Here is a 26,199-nt window from a genome sequence, read left to right on the forward strand (position 1 = left end):
AATAATCCAATTGAAATGTGTCAAATGGGACAATTTGGTTGCAAAACGGAACTTCTTTGGAGTGGATAAACTCATCATCTTCGCGGTATAATAAATCATAGGATATGAAAAGGATGAAAGGCATTGTTTATGGAGGATTATTATCCGTCGTATTCGTGCTGTCCGGATGTTCGGGCAGTCAAAAAGAGGGACGGGATAGTAAAGAGATCCCGGTGGAGATCGTGAAGGTAGCGAAGACCGTTCCGGCTGATACAAGGAATTATGTGGGAACGGTAGAGGAGGTCGTATCTTCCTCGATTAGTTTTCAGGTGATGGGTAATGTAGAGCGAGTATTGGTGGGCGAGGGGCAGAAGGTCCGTGAGGGCCAACTACTAGCGGTGTTAGACAAGGCGACGCTGGAAAACGCCTATAACGCCTCGGCAGCTTCCTTGCGACAAGCGGAGGACGCCTATGCCCGCATGAGAACCTTGCACGAGAATAAGAGCCTGCCGGATATGAAATGGGTAGAGGTGGAGAGCAAATTGGAACAGGCCCGTTCCATGGAGCGAATCTCGAGGAAAAACCTTGAGGACCGGAACCTGTATGCCCCGTTCGGCGGCGTTATCGGCAAGCGCATGGTTGAGGCGGGAGAGAACGTGCAGCCCGGGCAACCGGTTTTCTCCTTGTTAAGGATAGAGACGGTAAACGTGAAGATCGCCGTCCCGGAGAACGAGGTCGCCACGCTAGGCGATCAAGCCGCCATGATAAAGGTAGCCGCTCTGGGCGGACAATGTTTTGAGGGGAAAGTGACGGAGAAAGGTATCGTGGCCAACCCTATCTCCCATACTTACGAGGCGAAGATCCGGCTGGAGAACCCGTCTGGCGCTTTGTTGCCCGGCATGGTTTGCGATGTACGCCTGTCGGGAGAGGAATCCGTGCCGGCTATCGCCTTGCCGAACAACGCCGTGCTGATAGCGAACGACGGGGGGCGTTTCGTCTGGAAGGTCGTAGACGGAAAGGCGAAAGCTACGCCCGTACGGACGGGCGACTTGACGGAGCGAGGCTTGTTTATTCTGGAAGGGTTGAACGAGGGGGATATCGTCGTGATAGGCGGTTACCAGAAAATCAGTGAGGGCATGAGAGTGCGTGCGTTATGAGAGAACGTAAAAACGGAGTGATCGAATGGACCATGCGTCATTACCAGATCACGTTGCTGGTGATTACCGTGCTGGTCGGGTTGGGTATTTTGGGTTTGGTGGACATGCCGAAACAGGAGTTTCCGGAGTTCACCATCCGCCAAGGCGTGGTAGTGGGTGTTTACCCCGGGGCGACTTCCGGAGAGGTGGAGGAGCAGTTGGCCAAGCCTTTGGAGAGATACCTGTTTACCTTCAAGGAGGTAAAGAAGAAAAAGACGTACTCCATGTCAAGGGATGGAATGGTGTACGTAATGGTGGAGCTGAACGACGACGTGAACAATAAAGACGAGGTCTGGTCGAAGATCAAGCTCGGCTTGCAGAACTTCAAGTCGCAACTGCCCTCGGGCGTACTCGCCGTCATCGCGAATGATGATTTCGGCGATACTTCCGCCTTATTGATCACCTTGGAATCGGAAGACAAGACCTACCGGGAATTGCAGCGATACATGGAGACGCTGGAAGACCGCCTGCGCCGGATCGAGTCCGTATCCAACCTGCGCCGTTACGGGGTACAAAACGAGCAGATCTCGGTCTACTTGGATCCAGACAAGCTAGCCGCTTACGGACTAGATACCCGTATGCTGATGACAACCCTGTTCACCCAAGGCTTTACCACCGCCTCCGGCTCCTTGGAGAATGGCGGCTTGGACATTCCCATCCACCTTTCCGTGACCTATCCCTCGGAGCGGGAGGTAGGCGAGCAGATCCTGCTGGCCGATGCCGACGGGCATATGATCCGCTTGAAAGACGTGGCCCGTATCGTGCGGGAATATCCCGAGCCGGATAGCTATATAACGAACAACGGCAAGAAAGCGATCATCCTTTCCATGGAGATGCGTGAGGGCCATAATATCGTACGATACGGAAAGGAGGTAGACGAGGTATTGCACGCTTTCGAGCGGGATCTTCCCGAGAGTGTCTCGATCCGCCGGATCGCCGACCAGCCGAAGGTGGTGGGAGACTCGGTAAGTTCCTTCGTGCGGGATTTGTTCGTGTCCATCGTGGTCGTGATCTTGGTGATGATGGTACTCTTCCCGTTCCGCTCGGCATTGGTGGCGGCTACTTCCATCCCGATCAGTGTCTTTATCTCGATCGGTGTCATGTACGCTTGCGGCATCCCGCTGAATACGGTGACGCTGGCCGCCTTGATCGTGGTATTGGGCATGATCGTGGATAACTCCATCATCGTGATAGACGCCTATCTGGAATATCTGGACAAGGGCTATTCCCGTTGGTACGCCGCCGTCTATAGCGCCAAGAACTATTTCAGCTCGATCTTGTTGGCTACGCTGTGTATCTGCGTGATCTTTTTCCCGTTGCTTTTCACGATGACGGGGCAGATGTTGGATTTCGTGACCTTCTTCCCTTGGACGCTTTCCATCTCCCTCATGGTGTCGCTGGCGGTGGCAATGGTCTTTATCCCGCTGCTGGAGCGGGTCTTGATCAAGAAGGGATTGAAGTCCGGGCGGGAGAATACAGGCAAGAAGAGGTTCAATCTGCTGGATACCGTACAGGCCGTCTATACGAGGGCGCTGACGTGGACTTTCCGTTTCCCGAAAGCCACGATCGGTCTGGGCGTCCTGACTGTTGCCTTGGCGATCCTAATGATCACCCAATTGAGCCAGCGCATGATGCCGATAGCCGACCGGGATCAGTTCGCCGTCGAGATCTATCTCCCGCAGGGAACCTCGCTGGACCGTACCGCCGCCGTGAGCGATAGTCTCTATAAGCTGTTGTCGGAAGATGAGCGCATCCTGTCCGTCACCTCCTTTATCGGAACTTCCTCGCCCCGTTTCCAAGCTACCTACGCCCCGAACTTGGCCGGGAAGAATTACGCCCAGTTCATTGTCAACACCGCCTCGGTAGAGGCCACCCGTAGCGTGTTGGATGATTATACGGACCGCTACGCCGATTATTTCCCCGACGCTTACGTGAAGTTCAAGCAATTGGATTACCAAAACGTATCCTCTCCTTTAGAGGTCCGTTTCATGGGAGACGATATCGCCCGGTTGAAGCAGGCCGGGGATTCCTTGATGGCCGTGTTGCGTGAGATGGACGGCTTGGTCTGGGTACACACCAATTATGAGGAGGCCTTACCCGACGTACGGGTTCGATTGGACCCAGTGGAAGCCTCCCGCCTCGGGATCACGAAGGCGATGGCCTCGGCCGATCTGGCGATCCGTTACGACGGCCTCTCGGTTGGCTCCCTCTGGGAAGGCGATTACGCTTTGCCGATCCAGCTGAGATCCGATAAGAAAGGGGAGGGTGATGCGTTCGATAAGGTCGGCGACCAGTATCTTCCCACCATCGTCCCCGGCGTGAGCGTCCCGCTCCGGCAAGTCTCCACGATCGAGGGAGGCTGGAATGAGGGGCAGATCGTCCGTCGCAACGGCGTGCGTACCTTGAGCGTCTTCGCCGAGGTAACCCGGGGGACCAACCAGAACGCTATGCAGAAACGGATCGAGCGAGTCATGGAAAGCCGTATTATCCCGACCTTGCCCGAGGGCGTGACGTACGAGTACGGTGGAGCCAAGGAGCTGGATTTCGAGACGATGAACCCGCTGATGCAGGGCTTGGCGATCGCCGTGATCATTGTTTTCTTCTTCCTGTTGGTCAATTTCAAGAAGATCGGCTTGGCGTTGGCGGCCCTGTCCTCGTTGCTGCTCACCTTGTTCGGGGCGGCGCTGGGCTTGTGGGCGTTCCATATCGATTTCAGCTTGACGTGCGTCTTGGGCGTTATCAGCTTGATCGGTATCGTGGTGCGAAACGCTATCTTGATATTCGAGCATGCGCAAGACTTGCGGCTTCATAAGCATTATAGCCCGAGGGATGCCGCCTTCGACGCCGGCCGGCGACGCATGCTCCCGATCTTCCTGACCTCGGCTACAACGGCCGTGGGCGTGGTTCCCATGATCATCAGCGGCAGTTCCCTTTGGATGCCGATGGGTGTGGTGATCTGCTCGGGAACGGTCTTCTCGATGATCTTGGCGGTCATCATCCTGCCTGTTTTCTATTGGAAGATATTCGGGAATAAATGAATGATACGGATGTGGATTAGGATATAATATAGGAATGAATATATGCGGAAAAAAGAGATGATAAAAAGATGGATATATGGCATCGTCGGTTCCCTCGTCTTATGCGTGGGGACCGTGAGCGCCCAGCGGACATTATCGCTGGAAGAATGCCGGGAAATGGCTTTGGAGAATAACGCGAAGATGAAGAACGCCCGTTTGGACGTAGAAGGGGCGAGAGAGGGAAAAAAAGAGGCCTTTACGAAATACTTTCCGAATGTCAGCGCCGTGGGAACAGCTTTTAAGGCGAACCACGGGATGATGGATATGAGCGTGATACCGGGCCTTCTCGAGTTGTCGATGATGGATGACGGCTTGCTGGGTGGGGTGACCGCTATCCAGCCCGTGTTCGCCGGCGGACAGATCGTGAACGGCAATAAGCTGGCCGACTTGGCGCTCGAGGTGAGCCGTTACCAGATGCGCCAATCCGAGGATGAGGTAGCCCTGACGGTGGAGCGGTATTACTGGCAATGGATCTCCCTTCACGAGAAATTAAGGACGATCGAGATCGTGGAATCCTTGGTGGGGAGTCTTTATAAGGATGTGGAGGTAGCGGTCGGCGCCGGCGTGACGACTCGTAATGACCTACTGCAAGTCCAGTTGAAAAAGAACGGCGTGGCGAGCGACCGCCTGCGGGTGGAGAACGGCTTGCGCCTTTCCAAGATGGTGCTGGCCCAATATATCGGTATCGGGGAAGATGATTTCGAGATCGATTTCACGCTGCCCGCCGAGGTGCCCTCCCCGGAGCTTTACCGGGTGAGCCATGAGGAGGCGCTCCCTACGACACTCTCTTATAAATTGCTGGAGAAGAACGTGGAGGCCGCCCGTCTTCAACAAAAGCTGAAGGTTGGGCAATACTTGCCCACCGTGGGGATCGGAGCCGGGTATATGTATCACAACTTACTGGATAAGGACCGTCCGTTCGGCATGGTTTTCGCTACCGTAGCGATTCCGATCAGTGATTGGTGGGGCGGCTCGCACGCCATCCGGAAGCAAAAGCTTCAGGTGAAGGCGGCCGAGTATTCCCGCCAAAACGCCAATGAGCTTCTGTTGGTGCAAATGCGGAAGCTTTGGAACGAGCTGGAGGAGTCTTATAAGCAAGTCAAGCTCTCGGAGGAGTCCATAGCGACGGCCGAGGAGAATGTCCGCCTTAATACGGACTATTATAAGGCGGGCACGGTAACGCTGAGCGATCTTCTGGACGCCCAATCGCTCCTCCAGCAAAGCCGTGACCAGTATACGGGTGATTATACGGCTTATTTGATCAAACGTACGGAATATTTACAGGCGACAGGGCGTTAATTTGTTTTTTTTCCATATATTTGCTTATTAACAAATAATAAAACGAGAAGTGATGATGAGCTACGCCAATTATCTTTACATAGCGATCCGTGCTGCGGTAGACGCAGGCAAGTCGATCATGGATATTTATAACGACCCCGAATCAGACTTCGGGATAGAGAGAAAAGCAGACAACTCGCCGTTGACAAAGGCGGATAAGGCGGCCCATCGATTGATAACAAACGCTTTGTCCGTTACCCCGTTTCCGGTCTTAAGCGAGGAAGGAAAGGAGATCCCGTTCAAGGAGCGCTCCAAATGGGAGACGCTGTGGATCGTGGACCCGCTGGACGGTACCAAGGAGTTTATCAAGAAAAACGGGGAGTTTACCGTGAATATCGCCTTGGTGGAGAAAGGTGTGCCCGTGTTGGGCGTCATTTATGTGCCCGTCCGGAAGGAGTTGTATTTCGCCTCCTCCTCTGTGGGTGCTTATAAGTTTACGGGAATCGATAGCAGTAGCCAGCCCTCGATGGACGAGATGAAGCAGCGGGCGATACGTTTGCCGATAGCGCTGGCGCATCAAGGAGTCGTGGTAGTGGCGTCCCGGTCTCACCAAACGGAGGAGACCACCGCTTTCATCGATAATCTCCGCAAGCAGGGAAAGCCCGTTACGTTGATCAGTAGCGGCAGCAGCCTGAAGATTTGTCTGGTAGCGGAAGGCTCGGCCGATATCTATCCCCGTTTCGCCCCGACGATGGAATGGGATACCGCCGCCGGCCACGCCATCGCCAAGTCTGCCGGTTGCGACATATATCATATCGACGGCAAGACCCCGCTTCGCTATAACAAGGAAGATTTGCATAATCCGTGGTTTATCGTGAAGTGAGGGGGATGTGTATTTTAAGTTACTGTCAGCGGTGGGAGACGGAGCATGCTCCGTCTCTACAAGCCGTACAATGCATTCTTGTTTATTTGGTTATGAACGAAATTTAGAAGACTACCTTGTAAGAATATAAGTTGGCCCAGAATCAATCATTATTGGTCTATATCCCATATAATCCTAAAAATAGGTTAGCGAAAGGAGTGCGCACTTGAGTATTCTTATTATTTTTGCGCTCTTAAAAGTAAATACATGAATTTTGATATAGTGTTTGTGTTGCTGGCCCTGATCGGCATGATCGCAGCCTTGGTATGGGATAAGATGCGGCCGGGAATGGTTCTTCTGACAGTGGTCGTGTTTTTTCTCTGCGTAGGCATTCTTACTCCCAAGGAGATGCTGGAGGGCTTTAGCAATAAAGGGATGATAACCGTAGCCATGCTCTTCCTTGTCAGTGAGGGAGTGCGGCAGAGCGGGGCTTTAGGCCAATTGATCAAGAAACTGCTTCCCGAGGGGAAGACCACCGTCTTCAAGGCGCAGGCGAGGATGCTCCCGCCCGTAGCTTTCGTGTCGGCGTTCCTGAATAATACGCCGGTGGTGGTTATTTTCGCCCCGATCATCAAGCGATGGGCAGAGGCGGTGAAGCTTCCGGCCACGAAATTCTTGATCCCTCTCTCGTATGTCACGATATTGGGCGGTATATGTACCTTGATCGGTACTTCTACGAATCTGGTGGTGCACGGCATGATTCTGGAGGCGGGATATGAGGGCTTTACGATGTTTGAGCTGGGGAAAGTCGGTATTTTTATCGCTATCGCCGGTATTTTATATTTGTTCGCTTTCTCGAACAAGCTGCTTCCGGACTCGAGGACGGATACGGTATCCGAAGACGGGGAGGATGAGAATCCCGGGAATTTCCACCGGGTGGAGGCCGTGCTGGGCGCACGCTTCCCGGGTATCAACAAGACCTTGGGAGAGTTTAACTTTACCCGCCATTACGGGGCGATCGTGAAAGAGGTGAAAAGCGGCGGACAGCGTTTTACCCGTAATCTGGATACGGTGGTGTTGCATGAGGGCGATACCTTGGTGTTGTGGGCGGACGATTCTTTTATCCCTACATGGGGTGAGTCTAGTGTCTTCTTGATGTTGGCGAATGGTAATGAGGCAACGGAGCCGGTATCGAGGAAGAAACGTTGGCTGGCTTTAGGACTGTTGATCTTTATGATTACGGGGGCGACGGTAGGAGAGTTGCCAGTCGTGAAAGAGGCCGTTCCAAGTATGCGCTTGGATATGTTCTTCTTTGTCTGCATTACGACAATCATCATGGCGTGGACTAAGATCTTCCCGCCGAAGAAATACACGAAATACATCTCTTGGGATATCTTGATAACGATCGCTTGTGCCTTCGCTATCAGCAAGGCCATGGAGAATTCCGGCTTTGCCTCCATGATAGCCCGCCATATAATTAGTATGGCCGACGATTTAGGACCGTATGCGTTGCTGGCGATTATATTTATTATTACCAATATATTTACGGAGTTGATCACGAACAACGCCGCGGCGGCATTGAGTTTCCCGATCGCCTTGTCGGTGGCTACGCAATTAGGCGTTGATCCGACCCCATTCTTTGTCGTGATCTGTATGGCGGCGTCGGCTAGTTTCAGTACGCCGATCGGCTACCAGACCAACCTGATCGTACAAGGCGTGGGAGGCTATAAGTTCACGGATTTCGTGAAGGTGGGCCTGCCCTTGAACTTGATCACGTTCTTGATCTCCGTGTTTGTAATACCTATGATATGGAAGTTTTAGAAAATAATATCTATCCGATTTTCGACCGTATGCTGGGTCGTGAGGATAAAGAGGCGCTTCTGGGGCAAAGGGGAGTGATGGTGTGGTTCACGGGTTTGAGTGGCTCGGGGAAAAGCACGATCGCTATCGCCTTGGAGCGTGAGTTGCATAAACGGGGATTGCTTTGCCGCATCCTCGACGGGGATAATATCCGTAGTGGTATCAACAATAATCTCGGGTTCTCGCCGGAGGACCGGGTGGAGAATATACGCCGGATCGCCGAGGTGGGTAAACTGTTTGTCGATACGGGTGTTATAACCATAGCGGCTTTTATCAGCCCGAACAACGAGTTGAGAGAGATGGCGTCCGCTATCATCGGTAAAGCGGATTTCTTGGAGGTTTACGTAAGTACGCCGCTCGCCGAGTGCGAACGCCGTGACGTGAAAGGCCTGTATGCCAAGGCCCGGAAAGGCGAGATCAAGGAGTTTACCGGGGTTTCCGCCCCGTTCGAGGCGCCGGAGCGTCCGGACCTGTCCTTGGATACCTCCGTATTGAGCGTGGAGCAATCCGTGAGCCGGTTGTTGGAGTTGATCATACCGAAAGTAGAAATTAAACACTGAAAAAAGATATGTCTGATTACAAGTTAAGTCATTTACAGGAGCTGGAGGCCGAGTCTATCCACATCATCCGTGAGGTAGCCGCCGAGTTCGAGAATCCTGTTATGCTTTATTCCATCGGGAAGGATTCTTCCGTGATGGTCCGTCTGGCCGAGAAGGCTTTCGCTCCGGGTAAGGTTCCTTTCCCGTTGATGCACATCGATTCGAAATGGAAGTTTAAGGAGATGATAGAGTTCCGTGATTCTTATGCGAAGAAATTCGGCTGGAACTTGATCGTGGAGTCTAATATGGAGGCTTTCCACGCGGGCGTGGGCCCGTTCACGCATGGAAGCAAGGTGCATACGGACTTGATGAAGACGCAGGCTTTGCTTCATGCCTTGGATAAATATAAGTTCGACGCCGCTTTCGGCGGCGCCCGCCGTGACGAGGAGAAGAGCCGTGCGAAAGAACGTATCTTCTCGTTCCGCGATAAGTTCCATCAATGGGACCCGAAGAACCAGCGCCCGGAGTTGTGGGATATCTATAACGCCCGTGTGCATAAGGGCGAGAGCATCCGTGTATTTCCGCTATCGAACTGGACGGAGCTGGATATCTGGCAATATATCCGTCTGGAGAATATCCCGATCGTTCCCCTGTATTTCGCCAAGGAGCGTCCGTGCGTGGAGATCGACGGTAATTTGATCATGGCGGACGACGACCGCTTGCCGGAGCAATACCGGGACCAGATCCGTATGCGTATGGTCCGTTTCCGTACGTTGGGCTGCTGGCCGCTGACCGGCGCCGTGGAGAGCGAGGCGGATACGATCGAGAAAATCGTGGAGGAGATGATGACCACGACGAAGAGCGAGCGTACGACCCGTGTGATCGACTTCGATCAAGACGCTAGTATGGAGCAGAAGAAACGGGAAGGGTATTTTTAACACAGAAGAGACATGGCAGATACAAAATTAAATATAAAGGAATTCCTAGATAAGGACGAGCAGAAGGACCTGCTGAGATTCTTGACCGCCGGCTCGGTGGATGATGGCAAATCGACCTTGATAGGCCGATTGCTGTTTGATAGTAAGAAAATATACGAGGATCAGTTGGATGCCTTGGAGCGTGACAGCAAGCGTATGGGCAACGCCGGCGAGCATATCGACTACGCTTTGTTGCTGGATGGCTTGAAGGCCGAGCGTGAGCAAGGTATCACGATCGATGTGGCTTACCGCTATTTCAGCACGAACAACCGTAAGTTCATCATCGCCGACACCCCGGGGCACGAGCAGTACACCCGGAATATGATCACGGGTGGTTCCACGGCGAATCTGGCGATCATCTTGGTGGATGCCCGCACGGGCGTGATCACGCAAACCTGCCGTCACACCTATCTGGTATCTTTGCTGGGGATCAAACATGTGGTACTGGCCGTGAATAAGATGGACTTGGTGGACTTCGACAAGGATACGTTCGACCGGATCGTGGCGGATTATAAACGTTTCGTGGAGCCGCTGGATATCCCGGATATCACGTATATCCCCTTATCGGCCTTGGATGGCGATAACGTGGTGGAGAAGAGTGATCGTACGCCTTGGTACGAGGGTACGTCTTTATTGGATTATCTGGAGAACGTGCCTATCGACTTGGATCGTAACTACGAGGACTTCCGTTATCCGGTGCAATACGTGTTGCGCCCGAATCTGGATTTCCGTGGGTTTAGCGGCAAGGTGGCTAGCGGTATCGTGCGTAAGGGAGATACGGTGATGGCGTTGCCTTCCGGGAAGACCTCGAAGGTAAAGAGCATCGTCACCTACGAGGGTGAGTTGGAGCAGGCTTTCCCGCCTCAATGTATTACGATCACCTTGGAGGACGAGATCGATATCTCCCGTGGGGAGATGCTGGTGCACCCGGATAACTTGCCGATCCGCGACCGTAATTTCGAGGCCATGCTGGTGTGGATGGATGAGGAAGCCATGGACGTGAACAAGCAGTTCTACATCAAGCAGACCACTCATACGACACGTGCCCGTGTGGATAGTATCCGCTATAAGGTGAACGTGAACACGATGGAGCAGTCTTCCGTGGATCATCTGGAGCTGAACGAGATCGGCCGTGTGGTATTTACTACCGGCAAGGAGTTGTTCTTCGATCCGTATAGGAGGAATAAGCAGACCGGCTCGTTTATCTTGATCGATCCGATTACGAATAATACGTCCGCCGTGGGTATGATCATCGACCGTGTGGACGCTAAAGATATGGTGACGGAAGACGCTTTGGCTACCTTGAACCTCCCGGAGATGGGAATCGGAGAGGAGCATTATGAGGCGATCCGTAAGGTTTGTGAGGAGTTGGGCCGGCAGGGCGTATCTGTGAAATGTATAACGGAAAAACGATAGGATATGGGATTGTTGGAGTTTGATAAGCTACCGATCAATACGTTGGTCGGGGCGGATTGGGATACGTTCAGGAAGGTGACGGCCCGGCAGCAGATAGACAAGGGCTTTAAGGGTAAGTATCGCCTTACGACCGGTGTTTGCCGCCTGTTGAGCGCCTTGAAGCCGATCGAGGATAGCCGGTTCAAGAAATTGGCCGATAAGCCGCTCGAGATGGACCCCTTGTTTATCTTGGGGCATTGGCGGAGTGGTACGACTTTTGTTCATAACATCTTCGCCTGCGATAAGCATTTCGGTTATACCACGACGTACCAGACGGTATTCCCGCACCTGATGCTCTGGGGGCAGCCTTTCTTCAAGAAGAACATGGCTTTCTTGATGCCGGATAAGCGTCCGACCGATAATATGGAGTTGAAGGTGGATCTTCCGCAAGAGGAGGAGTTCGCCTTGTCGAACATGATGCCTTATACATATTATAATTTCTGGTTCTTCCCGAAACGCTGGATGGAGTATTGCGATCGTTACTTATTGTTTAACGATATCACGGAGGAGGAGCGGCGGATCTTCATGGATACTTTCATGCGTCTGGTTAAGGTTTCCCTCTGGAATACGAACGGTACGCAGTATTTGAGCAAGAACCCACCGCATACGGGGCGTGTGAAGACATTGCTGGAGATGTTCCCGAACGCTAAGTTCATCTACTTGAAGCGAAATCCGTATACGGTATTCGAGAGTACCCGCAGTTTCTTTACGAATACGATCCAGCCATTGCGTTTGCAGGATATCACGAACGAGCAGATCGAGGCGAACTTCATCGAGGTATATCGCCGTCTTTTCTACAAGTACGAGGAAGAGAAGCACCTGATACCGGAAGGCAATCTGGTGGAAGTGAAGTTCGAGGATTTCGAGAAAGACGCTTTCGCCATGACGGAAAATATTTACGGGTCATTAAACTTACCCGGCTTTAAGGAGTCTAAGGCGGATATAGAGAAGTATCTGGGCAAGAAGAAGGGCTACAAGAAGAACCAATACAAGTACGAGGATCGTACGGTCCGGCTCGTAGAGGAAAATTGGGGCATGGCCTTGAAGGAATGGGGCTATAGCTTATAAATAAAAGGGTTAGATAGGTATTAAATTGATAGAGGGATGGGTTTGAGTTTAAGAAAGAAAGCGTTATTTTTGGCAATCGCTTGTATGCCTTTGTCCGTGGTTCTCGCGGACGGGGATGGGGTGACATCGGAGAATGTGGTGCCCTTCGCTTATGGAGACATGGATAATTGGATTGTCCGTGAGATTCATGAGTCTGGCATTATCGGGGGAAATACGAAATGGCTTTATGAGCTGGGGCCCTCGGATACGATTGTCGGTAATACGGCGTTTCGTAATATGGGCGGTTCTCCGTGGGCTACTTCCAACGTGATGGCGAAAGTGGCGGGAGTGGTGAAAACCAATACGTCTGTTTTCCCGGAGAAACGGGGGGATGGGATGTGCGCCCGCATGGAGACCCGTTATGAGAGCGTGAAGGTTTTCGGTTTGGTGGATATCGAGGTGATCGCCGCCGGCTCCGTTTTCTTGGGTACGGTGCATGAGCCGATCAAGGGAACAAAAAACCCTCAAGCGATGTTACAATCAGGAGTGCCTTTCTCCAAGAAGCCGAAAGCGTTGCGGTTTGATTATAAGGTGAAAGCCGCTCCCGAGAAGAATCGGGTACGTAGTACGGGGTTCAGCCGTAAGAGTACGGTGGCCGGGCAGGATTCCTTGGCGGTGATCTTGTTGTTGCAGAAACGATGGGAAGACGCGGAAGGGAATGTTTATTCCAAGCGGGTCGGTACGATGGTGCAACGCTATACGGAATCTACCCCTGATTGGGTAAATGACGCTACTTACCCGATCCTTTATGGAAATATAACATCCAAACCCGAATATAAACCGTATATGCGTATACAAGTAGAGGAACGTTATACGTTAAATAGTAAAGGAAAAAGCGTTCCTATCCAAGAGGTAGGCTGGGCGGAGCCGGGCGAGGCACCTACGCATATGGTGTTGCAGTTCACCTCCAGCCACGGAGGGGCCTATATCGGCTCTCCGGGAAATACGTTTTGGATAGACAACGTAGAATTAATATACTAATATGGTCGAAGCAAAGATAAAAGCCCTGCGTGATGAGCTGGAGCGGCATAATTATAATTATTATGTGCTTTCGGCACCGACAATATCAGACTTTGAGTTTGATAAGATGATGAAAGAGTTGCAGGAACTGGAGGCGGCGCATCCCGAGTTCGCCGATCCGGATTCCCCGACTCGGCGAGTGGGGAGCGACCTCTCGAAAGAGTTTGAGCAAGTAGTACATAAATATCCGATGCTTTCGTTGGGTAATACGTACTCCGAGGATGAGATCCGAGATTTTTATGATCGTACGGTCCGCTCCTTGAATGAGCCTTTCGAGATTGTGGCGGAGCTTAAATATGATGGCACTTCTATCTCTTTGACCTATGAGAAAGGACGCTTGACGCGTGCCGTGACCCGTGGCGACGGTACTCGTGGTGATGACGTGACGGCGAATATCAAGACCATCCGTTCGGTTCCATTAAGACTCCGGGGTTCTGATTTTCCGGAGGAGTTCGAGATCCGTGGCGAGGTATTGCTGCCTTGGGCGGAGTTCGATCGCTTGAATAAGGAACGGGAGGAGCAGGAGGAACCCTTGTTCGCCAATCCTCGCAACGCCGCTTCCGGTACGTTGAAACAGCAGAATCCGGCTATCGTGGCCTCCCGTAAGCTGGATGCTTATTTCTATTATTTATTGGGTGAGAACCTGCCGGCCGAAGGGCATTATGAGAATTTGCAGGCGGCTCGCGCATGGGGTTTTAAGATTCCGGACGTGATCCGCAAATGCCAGAGCCTACAGGATATATTCGATTATATCGCTTATTGGGATGTGGAACGTAAGAACCTGCCCGTGGCGACGGATGGAATCGTGTTGAAGGTAAACTCGCTTCGTCAGCAGAGGAACTTAGGTTTTACGTCGAAAAGCCCTCGCTGGGCGATCGCTTATAAGTTTCAGGCGGAGCGTGCCGAGACTCGCTTGAACTCGGTCTCTTTCCAAGTGGGACGGACGGGGACGGTTACTCCGGTGGCGAATCTCGAGCCCGTATTGTTGGCGGGGACGGTGGTGAAGCGGGCTTCCTTGCATAACGCCGATATTATCGAGGGGCTTGACTTGCATATCGGCGACCAAGTGTATGTGGAGAAAGGCGGGGAGATCATCCCGAAGATCGTGGGAGTGAACGTGGAGGCTCGTTCGATGCTGATGGGGGATAAGGTCCGCTTTATCCGTGTGTGTCCGGAGTGCGGGACTCCTTTGGTGCGTCCGGAGGGAGAGGCGGCGCATTACTGTCCGAACGAGTCGGGCTGTCCTCCTCAGATCAAGGGGCGTATAGAGCATTTCGTGACCCGGAAGGCGATGAATATCAATATAGGCCCGGAAACGGTGGAGGATTTGTACAACGCCGGTTATGTAAAAGACTCGGCGGACTTATATACGTTGACGGTTGCCGATTTATTGCGTCTGGAACGGTGGGCGGAGAAGAGCGCCCAGAATCTGATGTCGAGTCTGGAGGAATCCAAGCAAGTTCCTTTTGAGAGGGTCTTGTTCGGTCTGGGGATTCGTTTCGTGGGAGAGACGGTCGCTAAACGCTTGGTCTCGGCTTTCCATTCGATCGAGGCATTGGAGCAGGCGTCCTTAGAGGATTTGGTAGCCGTGGACGAGATCGGCGAGCGGATCGCCCAGAGTGTATTGAGTTATTTCTCGGACGAGAAGAACCGTACGTTGGTGAACCGATTAAAGGAACAGGGCTTGCGGATGGCGGTTTCCGAGGAGCAATTGGCGAACCGTTCCGAGAAGTTGAAAGGATTGACGATCGTGATCAGCGGGACATTTTCCAAGCATTCACGTGACGAGTATAAGGCGATGATTGAGCAACATGGCGGCAAGAATAGCGGCTCCGTCTCAGGGAAGACCGATTATATCCTTGCCGGCGAGAATATGGGACCGGCCAAGCTGGAGAAAGCGGCGAAGCTGGGTGTGAAGATTATCAACGAGGATGCGTTCTTAAATATGCTGGAATAAATGTTTACGAATTATTTTATCAAGAAGAAGATACAGGCTTTAGTGTCGGACGCCGGGGGGCGTCCGCATCGTTCCCTTTCCTTGGATGAGGCACGTTCGCTTTTGGTCTTGTATAATATAGAGGATCACGAGGACGTCATGAGGGCCTTGGAGCCTTTGCGCAAGGCGAAGAAGGATATCAAGACGTGTGTGTATGTGCCGTCCGGAGGAGCGGATATTCCTTTCGACGATTCCAATATTCCTGTACATTCAAAGAGCGATCTCAATGCGTGGGGATTCCCTTCAGATAGTGTCTTGGAAAAGGTGGGCGCTCTCAAGGCGGATATCTTGATCGATATCACCCGGCCGGGTTGTTATGCCTTGCAATACATCGCTCTCCGGCATCCATCCGCCTTCAAGGTCGGGATTAAGTATCCGGGCCAAGAATGGTACGACTTAGGCTTGACTGTAACAGATAAGGACGATATTCAGTATTTATTCGGACAGATATTATTTTATTTGCGTTCCATCCGTGCTAAATGATATAATTTCCTTATTTTTGCAGTGCTAAATAACAAAAAGGAATATTTTCCCCATGGCAGACATAAATTTAAAAGGAATGGGTGTGGCGTTGATCACGCCATTCAAGGAAGATGAGAGTGTAGATTACGAGGCGTTAGGCAAGCTGGTGGATTATCAGGTGCAGAACGGTACGGATTATTTGGTAGTGCTGGGAACTACAGCGGAAACTCCTACACTTACGGAAGAAGAAAAGAAAAACATTATAAGCTTGGTAGTGACTCGTGTACGGGGCCGTATCCCTATCGTATTAGGCGTGGGAGGTAATTGTACACGGTCGGTTGTCGAGAAGTTGAAGACAGATAATTTTGAGGGTATCGACGCTATCCTCTCGGTCGTACCTTATTATAATAAGCCTTCCCAAGAAGGGATTTACCAGCATTACAAGGCGATCGCCAACGCTACCCATTTACCGATCGTACTCTATAACGTACCGGGGCGTACGGGCGTGAACATGACGGCTGAGACTACGCTTCGCATCGCCCGTGAGTTCGATAACGTGATCGCCGTGAAAGAGGCTTCCGGCAATATCACCCAGATGGATGATATCATCAAGAATAAGCCGGCCCGTTTCAACGTGATCTCCGGTGACGATGGTATTACTTTCCCTTTAATGACATTAGGTGCGGTGGGAGTGATCTCCGTGATCGGTAACGCCTTCCCTCGTGAGTTTAGCCGTATGGTACGTCTGGCCTTGGCGGGTGATTATGATAGCGCACGTACGATCCATCACAGCTTCACGGAGCTGTTCAGCCTGTTGTTCGTGGATGGAAATCCTGCCGGAGCGAAGAGTATGTTAAATATGATGGGCTTTATCGAGAATAAGCTTCGTTTGCCTTTGGTTCCTACACGTATCGTCACGTATGAGAAGATCCGTGAGGTGTTGCGACAGTTGAGCATTAAGTGCTGATCCGCTTTTAACGGCAACGATTCTTATTATTTATATAGGATAACAAAAGGGGCTTCATGTGTCATAGAGGGCATGTGAAGCCTTTTTCTATTGATATGCTCCAACTCCTCATACCGATACTTCAACCTTGATTTCGGTCACTTCATTATTTTATGTCGGGCAGGCAAACGCTTACCTTTTATTTTTGTAACTATTCTATTAAATAAATGAAGTGATGTTTAAAGCGATTGTCCATTTTTCTATTCAGAAGAAACTATTCGTTGGGTTGACAACCTTGTTTCTGCTTCTGGGGGGAATCTATGCCATGATGACTTTACCGATAGATGCCGTACCGGATATAACGAACAATCAAGTGCAAATCGTGACGGTATCGCCAACCTTGGCCCCGCAAGAGGTAGAGCAATTGATCACCATGCCTATCGAGATAGCGATGAGTAATATCATGAACGTGGAAGAGATCCGCTCCGTTTCCCGCTTTGGCCTGTCATTGGTAACGGTCGTGTTTAAGGAAAGCGTGCCTACCTTGGATGCCCGCCAACTTATAAACGAGCAGATACAGACCGTGGCGGGAGAAATCCCCACGGAACTGGGTACGCCGGAGCTGATGCCTATCACGACCGGCTTGGGCGAGATTTATCAATATGTATTGAGCGTGGAGCCCGGTTATGAGGAGAAATACGACGCCATGGAACTCCGTACCATTCAGGACTGGATCGTGAAACGGCAACTGAGCGGTATACCGGGTATCGTGGAGATCAATAGCTTTGGCGGCTATCTGAAACAGTATGAGGTGGCGGTAGATCCGGATGCCCTTTATTCCTTGAATATTACGATCGGCGAGGTGTTTGAGGCACTCAACCGGAATAACCAGAATACGGGCGGCAGTTATATCGAGAAAATCAATAAGGCTTACTACATCCGTAGCGAGGGAATGATCGGCAAGATAAAGGACATCGAGCGCATCGTGATCACGAACCGTGGAGGGATACCGATTCATATAAGCGATGTCGGCTCGGTTCGCTTTGGTTCCGCCAAGCGTTTTGGAGCCATGACAAAGGATGGCGAGGGAGAGTGCGTGGGCGGTATCGCCATGATGTTGAAGGGTGCGAACGCCAATGTCGTGACCAAGGAACTGGAGGCACGGGTCGAAAGGGTACAGAAAATGTTGCCGGAAGGTGTTCGTGTAGAACCTTATTTGAATCGTTCCGAATTGGTAGACCGAAATATATCCACCGTGATCCGTAACTTGATAGAGGGAGCGTTGATCGTCTTTATCGTATTGATCATCTTCTTGGGGAATGTGCGGGCCGGCTTGATCGTGGCTTCCGTGATCCCGTTGGCGATGCTTTTCGCTTTTATCTTGATGCGTGTTTTCGGGGTCTCCGCCAATTTGATGAGTTTGGGGGCCATCGATTTCGGTATCGTGGTCGATGGATCGATCGTTATATTGGAGGGGATGTTGGCGCATATCTATTCGAGGCGGTTGATGGGGCGTACGCTCTCTGCCGAGGAGATGGACCGGGAGGTCGAGGCCGGAGCCGGTCATGTCGCCCGGAGCGCTACCTTTGCCGTATTGATCATTTTGATCGTCTTCTTCCCGCTACTTACGCTGACCGGGATAGAGGGCAAGTATTTTACCCCCATGGCGAAGACCTTGGTATTTTGTATTATCGGAGCTTTGATCCTTTCGCTCACCTACGTGCCGATGATGGCCTCCCTGTTCCTAAAGCGTACGATCTCTTCGAAGCCTACATTCGCCGATCGTTTTTTCGGGAAATTAAACGGGGTTTACAGGCGTACGCTTCATTTCTGTCTGCGTCATATCTGGGGAACGATCGCTTGTTCTTTCGCGGCTCTGGCTGTGTCCCTTTTCTTATTCACGAGGTTAGGGGCGGAGTTTATCCCTACGCTGGATGAGGGGGATTTCGCCATGCAGATGACGCTTCCCGCCGGTAGTTCCCTGACGCATAGTATCGAGCTATCGAAGCAAGCGGAAGAGACCTTGATGAAGAGTTTCCCGGAGATCAAACACGTGGTAGCCAAGATCGGAACGGCCGAGGTTCCGACCGACCCGATGGCGGTGGAAGATGCGGATATCATGATCGTGATGAAACCTTTCAAGGAATGGACCTCGGCCTCCAGCCGTGCGGAGATGGTGGAGAAGATGAAGGCTTCCTTGGAACCGATTACGGGGGCGGAGTTTAACTTCAGCCAGCCGATCCAGCTTCGCTTCAATGAATTGATGACGGGGGCCAAGGCGGATATCGCGATCAAGCTATATGGAGAGGATATGGCGGAGCTTTATAAGAAGGCGAAGGAAGCTTCTCTTTTCGTGGAGCAAGTACCGGGAGCCGCCGATGTGATCGTGGAGCAGGCGATGGGGCTGCCGCAATTGGTCGTACACTACGACCGTGCCAAGATCGCCCGTTACGGGATGAATATAGAGGAGTTGAACACGATCATCCGTACGGCTTATGCGGGAGAGGCGGCGGGTGTCGTTTTCGAGAATGAGCGACGTTTCGACTTGGTGCTTCGTCTGGATAATGATAAAGTGGCGGATCTGAATTTGGATAAGCTCTTTGTACGGACTGCCGAGGGAATCCAGATCCCGGTTAGCGAGGTCGCTACGATCGAGCTGGTCAACGGGCCTCTACAGATTAACCGGGATGCCACGAAACGCCGTATCGTGATCGGGGTGAATGTCCGTGACGCTGATATCCAGAAAGTCGTGCGTACTATCCAAGAAACCCTTGACAAGCATATCAAGCTGGAACCGGGATACTACTTTGAGTATGGCGGCCAGTTCGAGAACTTGCGGAATGCGATCAATACGCTTACGATCGTGATACCGGTCGCCTTGTCATTGATCTTATTGCTATTGTTCTTTGCCTTTAAGAGTGTTACCTACTCGCTGGTGGTATTTTCTACCGTCCCGTTATCCTTGATAGGGGGTATTCTGGCCCTTTGGTTACGAGGGTTGCCTTTCAGTATATCGGCGGGGGTCGGCTTTATCGCCTTGTTTGGCGTAGCGGTCTTGAATGGTATATTAATGATTAATCATTTTAATAACTTACGGAAACAAACTAAATATCAAATGACAACGAATCGTATCCTCGCGAAAGGATGTCCGCATCTACTTCGCCCCGTATTCTTGACCGGCCTGGTAGCTTCTCTAGGATTCGTGCCGATGGCGATAGCGAAGTCTGCGGGCGCGGAGGTGCAACGTCCGTTAGCGACGGTCGTGATCGGAGGCTTGATTGTCTCCACGATCTTGACGTTGATTATTATCCCGGTATTTTATCGGTTGGTAAATAGCTCGGCCGCTTGGAAGCGCCAACGCTGGTTGAAGCGCCTATTGCCGTTTCTTCTTTTTTTAGGTATCTTATTCCCCACGCATGCCCAACAGACGGTGTCGTTGGAAGAAGCCGTGACGATCGCCTTGGAGAATCATCCTCGCCTGAAGACTGCCACGGCATCCATTGAACGTAGTCGTGCTTCACGGGGAGAGAGCTGGGAGGTGTCACCGACCACCTTTAATTATTCATGGGGACAGATCAACGGTGAGACACGAAACGACAATCAGATGGAGATCACGCAATCCTTAGGCTCTCTATTGACCCCATTTTATAAGAACGCCTTGGTGAACCGTCAAGTCGCCACGGGAGAATATTACCGGGACTTGGTGAAGAAGGAGATTACGGCCGAGGTAAAACGGGCATGGGCTTATTATCAATATGCCTTTCATCTATGTGCCTTGTATAAAGAGCAGATCGAGTGGGCCGGACGTTTGCGAAAGGCAAGTCAGTTGCGTTATGAGCAAGGGGATATCACGCTATTGGAGCGGAATATGTCATCTACCTTGGTCGCCGATCTGCAAACCCGTTTGTCGCAGGCGGAGGAGGAGTTGCAATTGGCTGCCCGTCGTTTCTCATGGACTTGTTATTCGGATTCCCCATTGCTGCCTATGGATACGACATTGGTTTTATTCCCCGCTCGCATAGCCGAGATCGCTCCGTCCGATATCCATCTGAATTATTTCCGGAGCGTGGCCGATGAAAAGAAAGCCATGCTTCGTATCGAACGAAGCCGTTTCTTCCCGGAACTATCGGTAGGATATGTGCGTCAGAAAATAGCCCCGTTGAGCGGTCTGGACTCTTGGATGGTCGGGATCTCGTTCCCGGTATTGTTCTTCCCGCAGCATAGCCGGGTAAGGCAAGCGAAGATCGATTCCTATATCGCCCGCACGGAAGCGGAGAGCAACATCCGTCAGTTGAACAATAAGGTGGAGGAGTTGAGCGTTGCGCTTCGTAAGGAAGGAGAGCATATCCGCTATTATACGACCGGCGCTTTACCGGAAGCGGATGCTTTGTTGAAGAGCGCGACGGTACAGTTCAAAGAGAACGAGACAGATATCACGCAGTTTGTTCAAAGCCTGAACGCCGCCCGGGAGATCCGGCGGGGATATATCGAGGCCGTATATGCCTATAATATATCGGCGCTTGAGTTGGAGTTGTATAGTAGATAACCAGAAAAATAGTATAAGATGAAAAAGATATGGATTCCTGCGGCTCTTATGGCATTGGCCGCATGCAGTATGACAAACAATGCGGAGAAAGGACAGGGCGATTCGCAAGACATAACTGCCCGGCCCGCTATTACTCAAGTAGCAGAAAACGTACCGTCCGAACCATCCGTGGATAGCGTAGAGGTGGATGGGATTTCCTCGGCTACGGCCCTTCCGAATCACTCCTCTTTCAACGGGATCATGGTAGTTCCCCCGCAGCGGCAGGCTACGGTTACGTTGACGATGGGAGGCACGGTTCATGCTACTACGCTGCTTCCGGGCGATTATGTGAAGAAGGGCTCGGTGATCGTCAGCTTGGAGAATCCGGATTTTATCACGTTGCAACAGACCTATTTGGATGCCCATGCCCAAACGGAATACTTAGAGGCTGAGTATAAAAGGCAACAGCGTTTGAGCGAGCAAGAAGCGGCCTCGCAAAAACGTTTCCAGCAAAGCAAGGCGGATTATCTTTCCATGAAGAGCCGTCAAGATGCCGCCGCCGCGCAACTTGCTATCCTTGGTGTCTCCGCCGGCGATCTTCTGGAAGACGGTATCCAACCTTATTTGGAGGTAAAAGCGCCATTAAGCGGTTATGTCGCCGGGCTGTCCATTAATCTCGGTAAATACGTGAACGCGGGCGAACCGATCTGTGATGTGATCGATAAAGGCGAGACTCTCCTTTGCCTGACCGCTTATGAGAAGGATTTAGCGGACTTATCCATTGGGAACCAAGTACAGTTCCGGGTGAATGGAATGGGGAAGGAGACCTTCCATGCGGTCTTGGTCTCGATCGGACAGGAGGTGGACGAGACGAGCCGTTCCTTGGAAATGTACGCTCGGGTGAAAGAGACGAATCCCCGTTTTCGTCCCGGTATGTATGTTTCCGCACGGGTAGAGAAGAAATGACTATCTTTGTCTTCATGAAGAAAATGAATATAAAGAATAAATATGTGTTCTCGTTGGTCATCATATCGATCATGGTGGCCTTCTTGATCCATTTCCCGGAATTGGTGTCGTTGTTTGACGTTACCGGGCAGAACGCTCTTTTTCCGGATATGTCGGTATTGGATGTAGCGAATGAGGTCTTTTTCACCTTCGTGTCCCTCTTACTGTTATTTGCGATGAACACGTATGTCTTTGGTTTCAATCGGCAGAAAGCGCGTATCTCTTGGCAGAAGGTTCTGCTCTCGTTCGTAATGACTTGGTGCGTGAATAATTTATTAGGAAAGGGTTTCGTGTTCTTGCACCATCAGTTTGATATCCCGGCGATCGACGCCTTGGTGCATCATTATCTGCATCCGTTGAGGGATTTTATCATGTCGTGCGTCGTTACGGGTAGTTGCTATATGATTTACCTGATTCGTCAAAGCCAGCAAGTACAGGTCGAGAACCAGCAATTGCGGGCGGAGAATTTATTGAACCAATATGAGGCCTTGAAGAGCCAGCTTAATCCTCATATGTTATTTAATTCCTTGAACACGCTCCGTTCCTTGATCCGGGAGACTCCCGGGAAGGCACAAGAATATTTGCAGGAGTTATCCCGTGTCTTACGTTATACCTTGCAAGAGAATGAGTGCCGTAGTGTTACTTTACGGGAGGAGATGGATTTCGTGAACGCTTATATCTTCCTTTTGAAAATGCGCTATGAGGATAATCTAGTTTTCGATATAGACTTAGGGAAGGAGCACGAGTCTAAGCAACTGCCTCCTATGTCGGTGCAGCTTTTGATCGAGAACGCCGTGAAGCATAACGAGATTAGCAACCGCCATTCATTGACCATATCCGTTCGTTCGGACCATGATTCCTTGACGGTTAGCAATCCCATCCAACCGAAATTGACACATAGCGGAGGCACCGGTATTGGCTTGGTGAACCTGAGTAAACGTTATAACCTCTTGTATAAGAAAGATATTTCCATAAAAGAAGATGCTAGTATATTCAGCGTAACAATCCCTTTGGTATGAAAGCTTTGATAATAGAAGACGAGAAAGCGGCTGTCCGTAATTTGATGGCATTGCTGGGAGAGGTTGATCCGGATATCGAGGTGATCGATGTCCTAGATAGTATTACGGATAGTGTTGAATGGTTTCAATCGCATCCAATGCCGGAACTTATCTTTCTGGATATCCATTTGGCGGATGGTTCGGCTTTCGAGATCTTCGGTCATGTAGATATCTCTTGCCCGATCATTTTCACGACAGCCTATGATGAATATGCGCTGAAAGCGTTTAAAGTGAATAGCGTAGATTATCTGTTGAAACCGATCGACGCGGATGATATACGGAAAGCTTTGGATAAGTTGTCACGGTTACAATCGACGGCTGTGGAGAAAGAAGCGATCGATTATTCCGCTGTCATGCAAGCCTTGAAGCGGGTGGAAGGATATAAAACGCATTTCTTGATCCCTATGAAAGGGGATAAGCTGCTACCTGTTTCCGTGGATATGATCTTATTTTTCTATATAGCGGACGGAAATGTAAAGGCGGTGATGACGGACGGGAAAGAATACCTTTTCACGCAGACCTTGGATGAGCTCGCCGATAGCCTTGATCCCGCCTTGTTCTTCCGGATCAATCGTCAGTACTTGATATCCAGAAAGGCGGTGCAAGATATCGATCTCTGGTTTAACGGACGCCTTGCGATCAATTTGATCGTACCGACCTTGGACCGTATATTGGTTAGCAAGGCGAGAGTGCCGGATTTCAAGACGTGGTTTACGTCATGATGGATTATCAAGAGGGTTGTAGGGATGGAGTACGATGAACCGGGCTCCATGCTTATACGTCGGGTCTAATTGAATGGAGCCACCTAAATGCTCGATAATTGTTTGGCTGATGGATAACCCTAAGCCTGTACCCTGCGCATATTCATCTACCTTTTCGAAACGCTCAAATATGACTTTCTGCTTATCCTCCGGTATTCCACATCCGGTATCGGTTACGGTGATACGTACATGCTGCTTGTCCTCATCTATTTGATAAGATAGGTTGATCTCTCCTTCTTTCGTGAACTTGCAGGCATTGGTCAATAAGTTTATCAATAATTGTTGGAGACGTATCGAATCTGTCTGGATATGTAAGGGATCTTCAGAAGGTGTATAGGTCAATTGAACACCCGGAAAGACCCGGTGCTCTACACTTGCCAAAGCGTTCCGGCAACAATCCGATAAGCTTGTCTTCTCTATAATGAACTTCATATTCCCGGATTCTAGGCGAGAAAGGTCAAGAATGTCATTTATCAGATTAAGTAATAAATAAGAGTTATTGTTGATAATGGAGAAAAACTCTTTCTTTTCGCCAGCGGAAATAGATTCATCGGATATTAATTCCGAAAAGCCGACAATCGCGTTAAGTGGCGTACGGATCTCATGGCTGATATTGGCGATAAACGTGCTTTTCATCTGGTTGGCGTGTTCCGCTATCTCTTTGGCTGTACGAAGTTGACGCTCGGACTCTACTAAGGCTTCCTTGTCTTTCATAAGTTCTCGTTGGTAGCGGCGTGCGGAGCGATAGGACTTGTATACGATGTATAGCATCACTAAAAGCACGATCGATACTACGAGTAGAATAATCATTAACAACCTTTGGGTATGCAGTTGTTGTTCACGTAGCTGTAGTTCATATGCCTGCATCTCTTGATTGTTTAGATCATGTAATGTCCGGAGCTGATTGATCTGCCGGTTGAAGGCCTCGTCATGCAACATCTTGGTATGTTCTACAACTTCTCTACTAAATGCGAGCGCTTCTTTATAACGTCCCAATGCTTCGAGTATCTCGACTTTCAGCTCCGAGGTTCGTATATCTTCTTCTGTTAATTTATTTTTATCTATGATATTCAGCGCCCTTTCATACATACCTATTAAATAGTAATACTTGGCGAAAACGAAGTTGTAGCAGAATTCCGTATAATCATCTCCGGTTTTCTCTACGATCGGTGTCGCTTTCAACAAGGCGTCCAATGTCTCCTTGGGCTTGTCTTGAAGGACATACATATCCGCATAAAAAACATACATTAACGCACGGCAACGATCCACGGGGAAAGCGGTTCCTTGCTCTTCATTCTCTCTTTCTCTATCTTGGATCATTTCATCGTAACGAGTTAATAATTCCTTGGCTTCGGTGAAATGGTCGGTTCGAAGATAAGATTCGATGAGGTTTCCCATGTATTGCATCTCGAATTTCGGATTGTCACCTCGTTTCTGTAATAAATCGAGACCTTCCCGATAAGCTACTATCGCATCACTATCCCGATGTATCTCTTGATAGATTAAACCTAGGTTCTCATTGCAACAAATCAATCCATATTCACTTTTTGTATCACGGGCATAGTTGTATAGGCTGATCGCCCCGTTCATTGCTAACTCATAATTGCCGTCCCATAGATCCATTTGGCAAATGAATCCTCGTGCATCGAATAATGCGTCTGGAACCTCATTCTTGGCCGCGGCCAATGAATCTATCTTATGCGACCAGTAAATCAGGCTATCCCTGTTTTGTATATTGTAATAATGGCGGGATAAGTTGGCCCATGCGTAATATAAAGAAGCATGACCTTTCAAAGTGGAGCTTGCCACATCCGCCATTTTGTTTAGGTAAACAATCTCCTTGGGCGTTTGCCTGTACATTGTCGCTAAATCTTTATATAACTCGATCTGTTCATCTACGGTTGGCGAGGACTTTAATAGGGATAAAAGACTATCTTCCCTTTGTTGGGTAGTATAGGTGTTTTCCGCTAAAGAAAACATTGGGATCATTAAATAGATAAATAATACTAAATAGGTATTTCTCATGATATTGTATGATGTTCAATACAAAAATACATTTTAATATTAAATATCAAGCGTATGTTATGGAATTTTCG

General features: G+C 50.4%; 18 protein-coding genes. 17 read left to right on the forward strand and 1 reads right to left on the reverse strand.

The features are described from left to right. Positions 1-104 precede the first annotated feature (104 nt). The 17 genes from CI960_RS07870 to CI960_RS07950 all read left to right on the forward strand — a co-directional run bounded on the left by CI960_RS07870 (position 105) and on the right by CI960_RS07950 (position 24,064). Positions 105-1,136, forward strand: a complete 1,032-nt coding sequence (locus CI960_RS07870; RefSeq protein ID WP_005857443.1) for an efflux RND transporter periplasmic adaptor subunit — start codon at positions 105-107, stop codon at positions 1,134-1,136. Next, a complete protein-coding gene (locus CI960_RS07875) occupies positions 1,133-4,213 on the forward strand; it encodes an efflux RND transporter permease subunit (RefSeq protein WP_005857441.1) in 3,081 nt (1,026 codons plus the stop codon). Before CI960_RS07870 ends, CI960_RS07875 begins: the two co-directional genes overlap by 4 nt. Positions 4,214-4,255: 42 nt before the next feature. After that, positions 4,256-5,551: a TolC family protein gene (locus CI960_RS07880; protein WP_005857439.1), complete on the forward strand. Its 1,296-nt coding sequence runs from the start codon at positions 4,256-4,258 to the stop codon at positions 5,549-5,551. Positions 5,552-5,603: 52 nt separating this feature from the next. Continuing rightward, entirely contained in the window at positions 5,604-6,413 is an 810-nt protein-coding gene (cysQ, locus tag CI960_RS07885) for a 3'(2'),5'-bisphosphate nucleotidase CysQ (protein ID WP_005857438.1), read from the forward strand. A gap of 246 nt (positions 6,414-6,659) precedes the next feature. Next, positions 6,660-8,213, forward strand: coding sequence for an SLC13 family permease (locus tag CI960_RS07890; RefSeq protein ID WP_094582317.1), 1,554 nt, complete (start codon positions 6,660-6,662; stop codon positions 8,211-8,213). Beyond that, the gene (gene cysC, locus CI960_RS07895; protein WP_005862790.1) at positions 8,201-8,812 is read left to right on the forward strand and encodes an adenylyl-sulfate kinase; all 612 of its coding nucleotides are present in this window, start codon (positions 8,201-8,203) and stop codon (positions 8,810-8,812) included. Before CI960_RS07890 ends, cysC begins: the two co-directional genes overlap by 13 nt. Before the next feature lie 8 nt (positions 8,813-8,820). Then, positions 8,821-9,729 (forward strand): sulfate adenylyltransferase subunit CysD, encoded by a 909-nt coding sequence (gene cysD / locus CI960_RS07900; protein ID WP_005857432.1) that lies wholly within the window; start codon positions 8,821-8,823, stop codon positions 9,727-9,729. 12 nt (positions 9,730-9,741) lie between these two features. Continuing rightward, complete coding sequence (gene cysN / locus CI960_RS07905) at positions 9,742-11,184, forward strand: sulfate adenylyltransferase subunit CysN (protein WP_005857430.1); 1,443 nt, start codon at positions 9,742-9,744, stop codon at positions 11,182-11,184. Positions 11,185-11,187: 3 nt separating this feature from the next. Beyond that, positions 11,188-12,291: a sulfotransferase gene (locus tag CI960_RS07910; protein WP_005857428.1), complete on the forward strand. Its 1,104-nt coding sequence runs from the start codon at positions 11,188-11,190 to the stop codon at positions 12,289-12,291. Between the two features lie 36 nt (positions 12,292-12,327). Further along, positions 12,328-13,311, forward strand: coding sequence for a PCMD domain-containing protein (locus CI960_RS07915; RefSeq protein ID WP_008772341.1), 984 nt, complete (start codon positions 12,328-12,330; stop codon positions 13,309-13,311). A 1-nt stretch (position 13,312) separates the two neighbouring features. After that, the gene (gene ligA, locus CI960_RS07920) at positions 13,313-15,307 is read left to right on the forward strand and encodes an NAD-dependent DNA ligase LigA (RefSeq protein ID WP_005857423.1); all 1,995 of its coding nucleotides are present in this window, start codon (positions 13,313-13,315) and stop codon (positions 15,305-15,307) included. Continuing rightward, the gene (locus tag CI960_RS07925) at positions 15,308-15,829 is read left to right on the forward strand and encodes a hypothetical protein (RefSeq protein ID WP_005857421.1); all 522 of its coding nucleotides are present in this window, start codon (positions 15,308-15,310) and stop codon (positions 15,827-15,829) included. It abuts the gene before it with no gap. 52 nt (positions 15,830-15,881) lie between these two features. After that, entirely contained in the window at positions 15,882-16,775 is an 894-nt protein-coding gene (dapA, locus tag CI960_RS07930; protein ID WP_005857419.1) for a 4-hydroxy-tetrahydrodipicolinate synthase, read from the forward strand. Between the two features lie 214 nt (positions 16,776-16,989). Next, a complete protein-coding gene (locus tag CI960_RS07935; RefSeq protein ID WP_005857417.1) occupies positions 16,990-21,300 on the forward strand; it encodes a CusA/CzcA family heavy metal efflux RND transporter in 4,311 nt (1,436 codons plus the stop codon). A gap of 18 nt (positions 21,301-21,318) precedes the next feature. Then, positions 21,319-22,245, forward strand: a complete 927-nt coding sequence (locus tag CI960_RS07940) for an efflux RND transporter periplasmic adaptor subunit (RefSeq protein ID WP_005857416.1) — start codon at positions 21,319-21,321, stop codon at positions 22,243-22,245. Next, complete coding sequence (locus CI960_RS07945; RefSeq protein ID WP_005857415.1) at positions 22,242-23,303, forward strand: sensor histidine kinase; 1,062 nt, start codon at positions 22,242-22,244, stop codon at positions 23,301-23,303. The genes CI960_RS07940 and CI960_RS07945 overlap by 4 nt, the downstream gene beginning before the upstream one ends. After that, a complete protein-coding gene (locus tag CI960_RS07950) occupies positions 23,300-24,064 on the forward strand; it encodes a LytTR family DNA-binding domain-containing protein (RefSeq protein ID WP_005857414.1) in 765 nt (254 codons plus the stop codon). The genes CI960_RS07945 and CI960_RS07950 overlap by 4 nt, the downstream gene beginning before the upstream one ends. Here CI960_RS07950 and CI960_RS07955 read toward each other — a convergent pair. Further along, positions 24,059-26,128: a sensor histidine kinase gene (locus tag CI960_RS07955; protein ID WP_009017291.1), complete on the reverse strand. Its 2,070-nt coding sequence runs from the start codon at positions 26,126-26,128 to the stop codon at positions 24,059-24,061. The two genes, CI960_RS07950 and CI960_RS07955, sit on opposite strands and share 6 nt — an antisense overlap. Positions 26,129-26,199 lie beyond the last annotated feature (71 nt).

The sequence above is a fragment of the Parabacteroides sp. CT06 genome (assembly GCF_002257605.1).
Classification (GTDB): Bacteria; Bacteroidota; Bacteroidia; order Bacteroidales; family Tannerellaceae; genus Parabacteroides; species Parabacteroides distasonis.

What these genes read in the sequence shown, in the direction of transcription:
- CI960_RS07875 (WP_005857441.1), top strand. Translation starts at nt 1,133, where the DNA reads ATGAGAGAACGTAAAAACGGAGTGATCGAATGGACCATGCGTCATTAC.
- CI960_RS07870 (WP_005857443.1), top strand. Translation starts at nt 105, where the DNA reads ATGAAAAGGATGAAAGGCATTGTTTATGGAGGATTATTATCCGTCGTA.
- ligA (WP_005857423.1), top strand. Translation starts at nt 13,313, where the DNA reads ATGGTCGAAGCAAAGATAAAAGCCCTGCGTGATGAGCTGGAGCGGCAT.
- cysD (WP_005857432.1), top strand. Translation starts at nt 8,821, where the DNA reads ATGTCTGATTACAAGTTAAGTCATTTACAGGAGCTGGAGGCCGAGTCT.
- CI960_RS07950 (WP_005857414.1), top strand. Translation starts at nt 23,300, where the DNA reads ATGAAAGCTTTGATAATAGAAGACGAGAAAGCGGCTGTCCGTAATTTG.
- dapA (WP_005857419.1), top strand. Translation starts at nt 15,882, where the DNA reads ATGGCAGACATAAATTTAAAAGGAATGGGTGTGGCGTTGATCACGCCA.
- CI960_RS07890 (WP_094582317.1), top strand. Translation starts at nt 6,660, where the DNA reads ATGAATTTTGATATAGTGTTTGTGTTGCTGGCCCTGATCGGCATGATC.
- CI960_RS07940 (WP_005857416.1), top strand. Translation starts at nt 21,319, where the DNA reads ATGAAAAAGATATGGATTCCTGCGGCTCTTATGGCATTGGCCGCATGC.
- CI960_RS07910 (WP_005857428.1), top strand. Translation starts at nt 11,188, where the DNA reads ATGGGATTGTTGGAGTTTGATAAGCTACCGATCAATACGTTGGTCGGG.
- CI960_RS07880 (WP_005857439.1), top strand. Translation starts at nt 4,256, where the DNA reads ATGCGGAAAAAAGAGATGATAAAAAGATGGATATATGGCATCGTCGGT.
- CI960_RS07935 (WP_005857417.1), top strand. Translation starts at nt 16,990, where the DNA reads ATGTTTAAAGCGATTGTCCATTTTTCTATTCAGAAGAAACTATTCGTT.
- CI960_RS07945 (WP_005857415.1), top strand. Translation starts at nt 22,242, where the DNA reads ATGACTATCTTTGTCTTCATGAAGAAAATGAATATAAAGAATAAATAT.
- CI960_RS07955 (WP_009017291.1), bottom strand. Translation starts at nt 26,128, where the DNA reads ATGAGAAATACCTATTTAGTATTATTTATCTATTTAATGATCCCAATG.
- CI960_RS07925 (WP_005857421.1), top strand. Translation starts at nt 15,308, where the DNA reads ATGTTTACGAATTATTTTATCAAGAAGAAGATACAGGCTTTAGTGTCG.
- cysC (WP_005862790.1), top strand. Translation starts at nt 8,201, where the DNA reads ATGGAAGTTTTAGAAAATAATATCTATCCGATTTTCGACCGTATGCTG.
- cysN (WP_005857430.1), top strand. Translation starts at nt 9,742, where the DNA reads ATGGCAGATACAAAATTAAATATAAAGGAATTCCTAGATAAGGACGAG.
- CI960_RS07915 (WP_008772341.1), top strand. Translation starts at nt 12,328, where the DNA reads ATGGGTTTGAGTTTAAGAAAGAAAGCGTTATTTTTGGCAATCGCTTGT.
- cysQ (WP_005857438.1), top strand. Translation starts at nt 5,604, where the DNA reads ATGATGAGCTACGCCAATTATCTTTACATAGCGATCCGTGCTGCGGTA.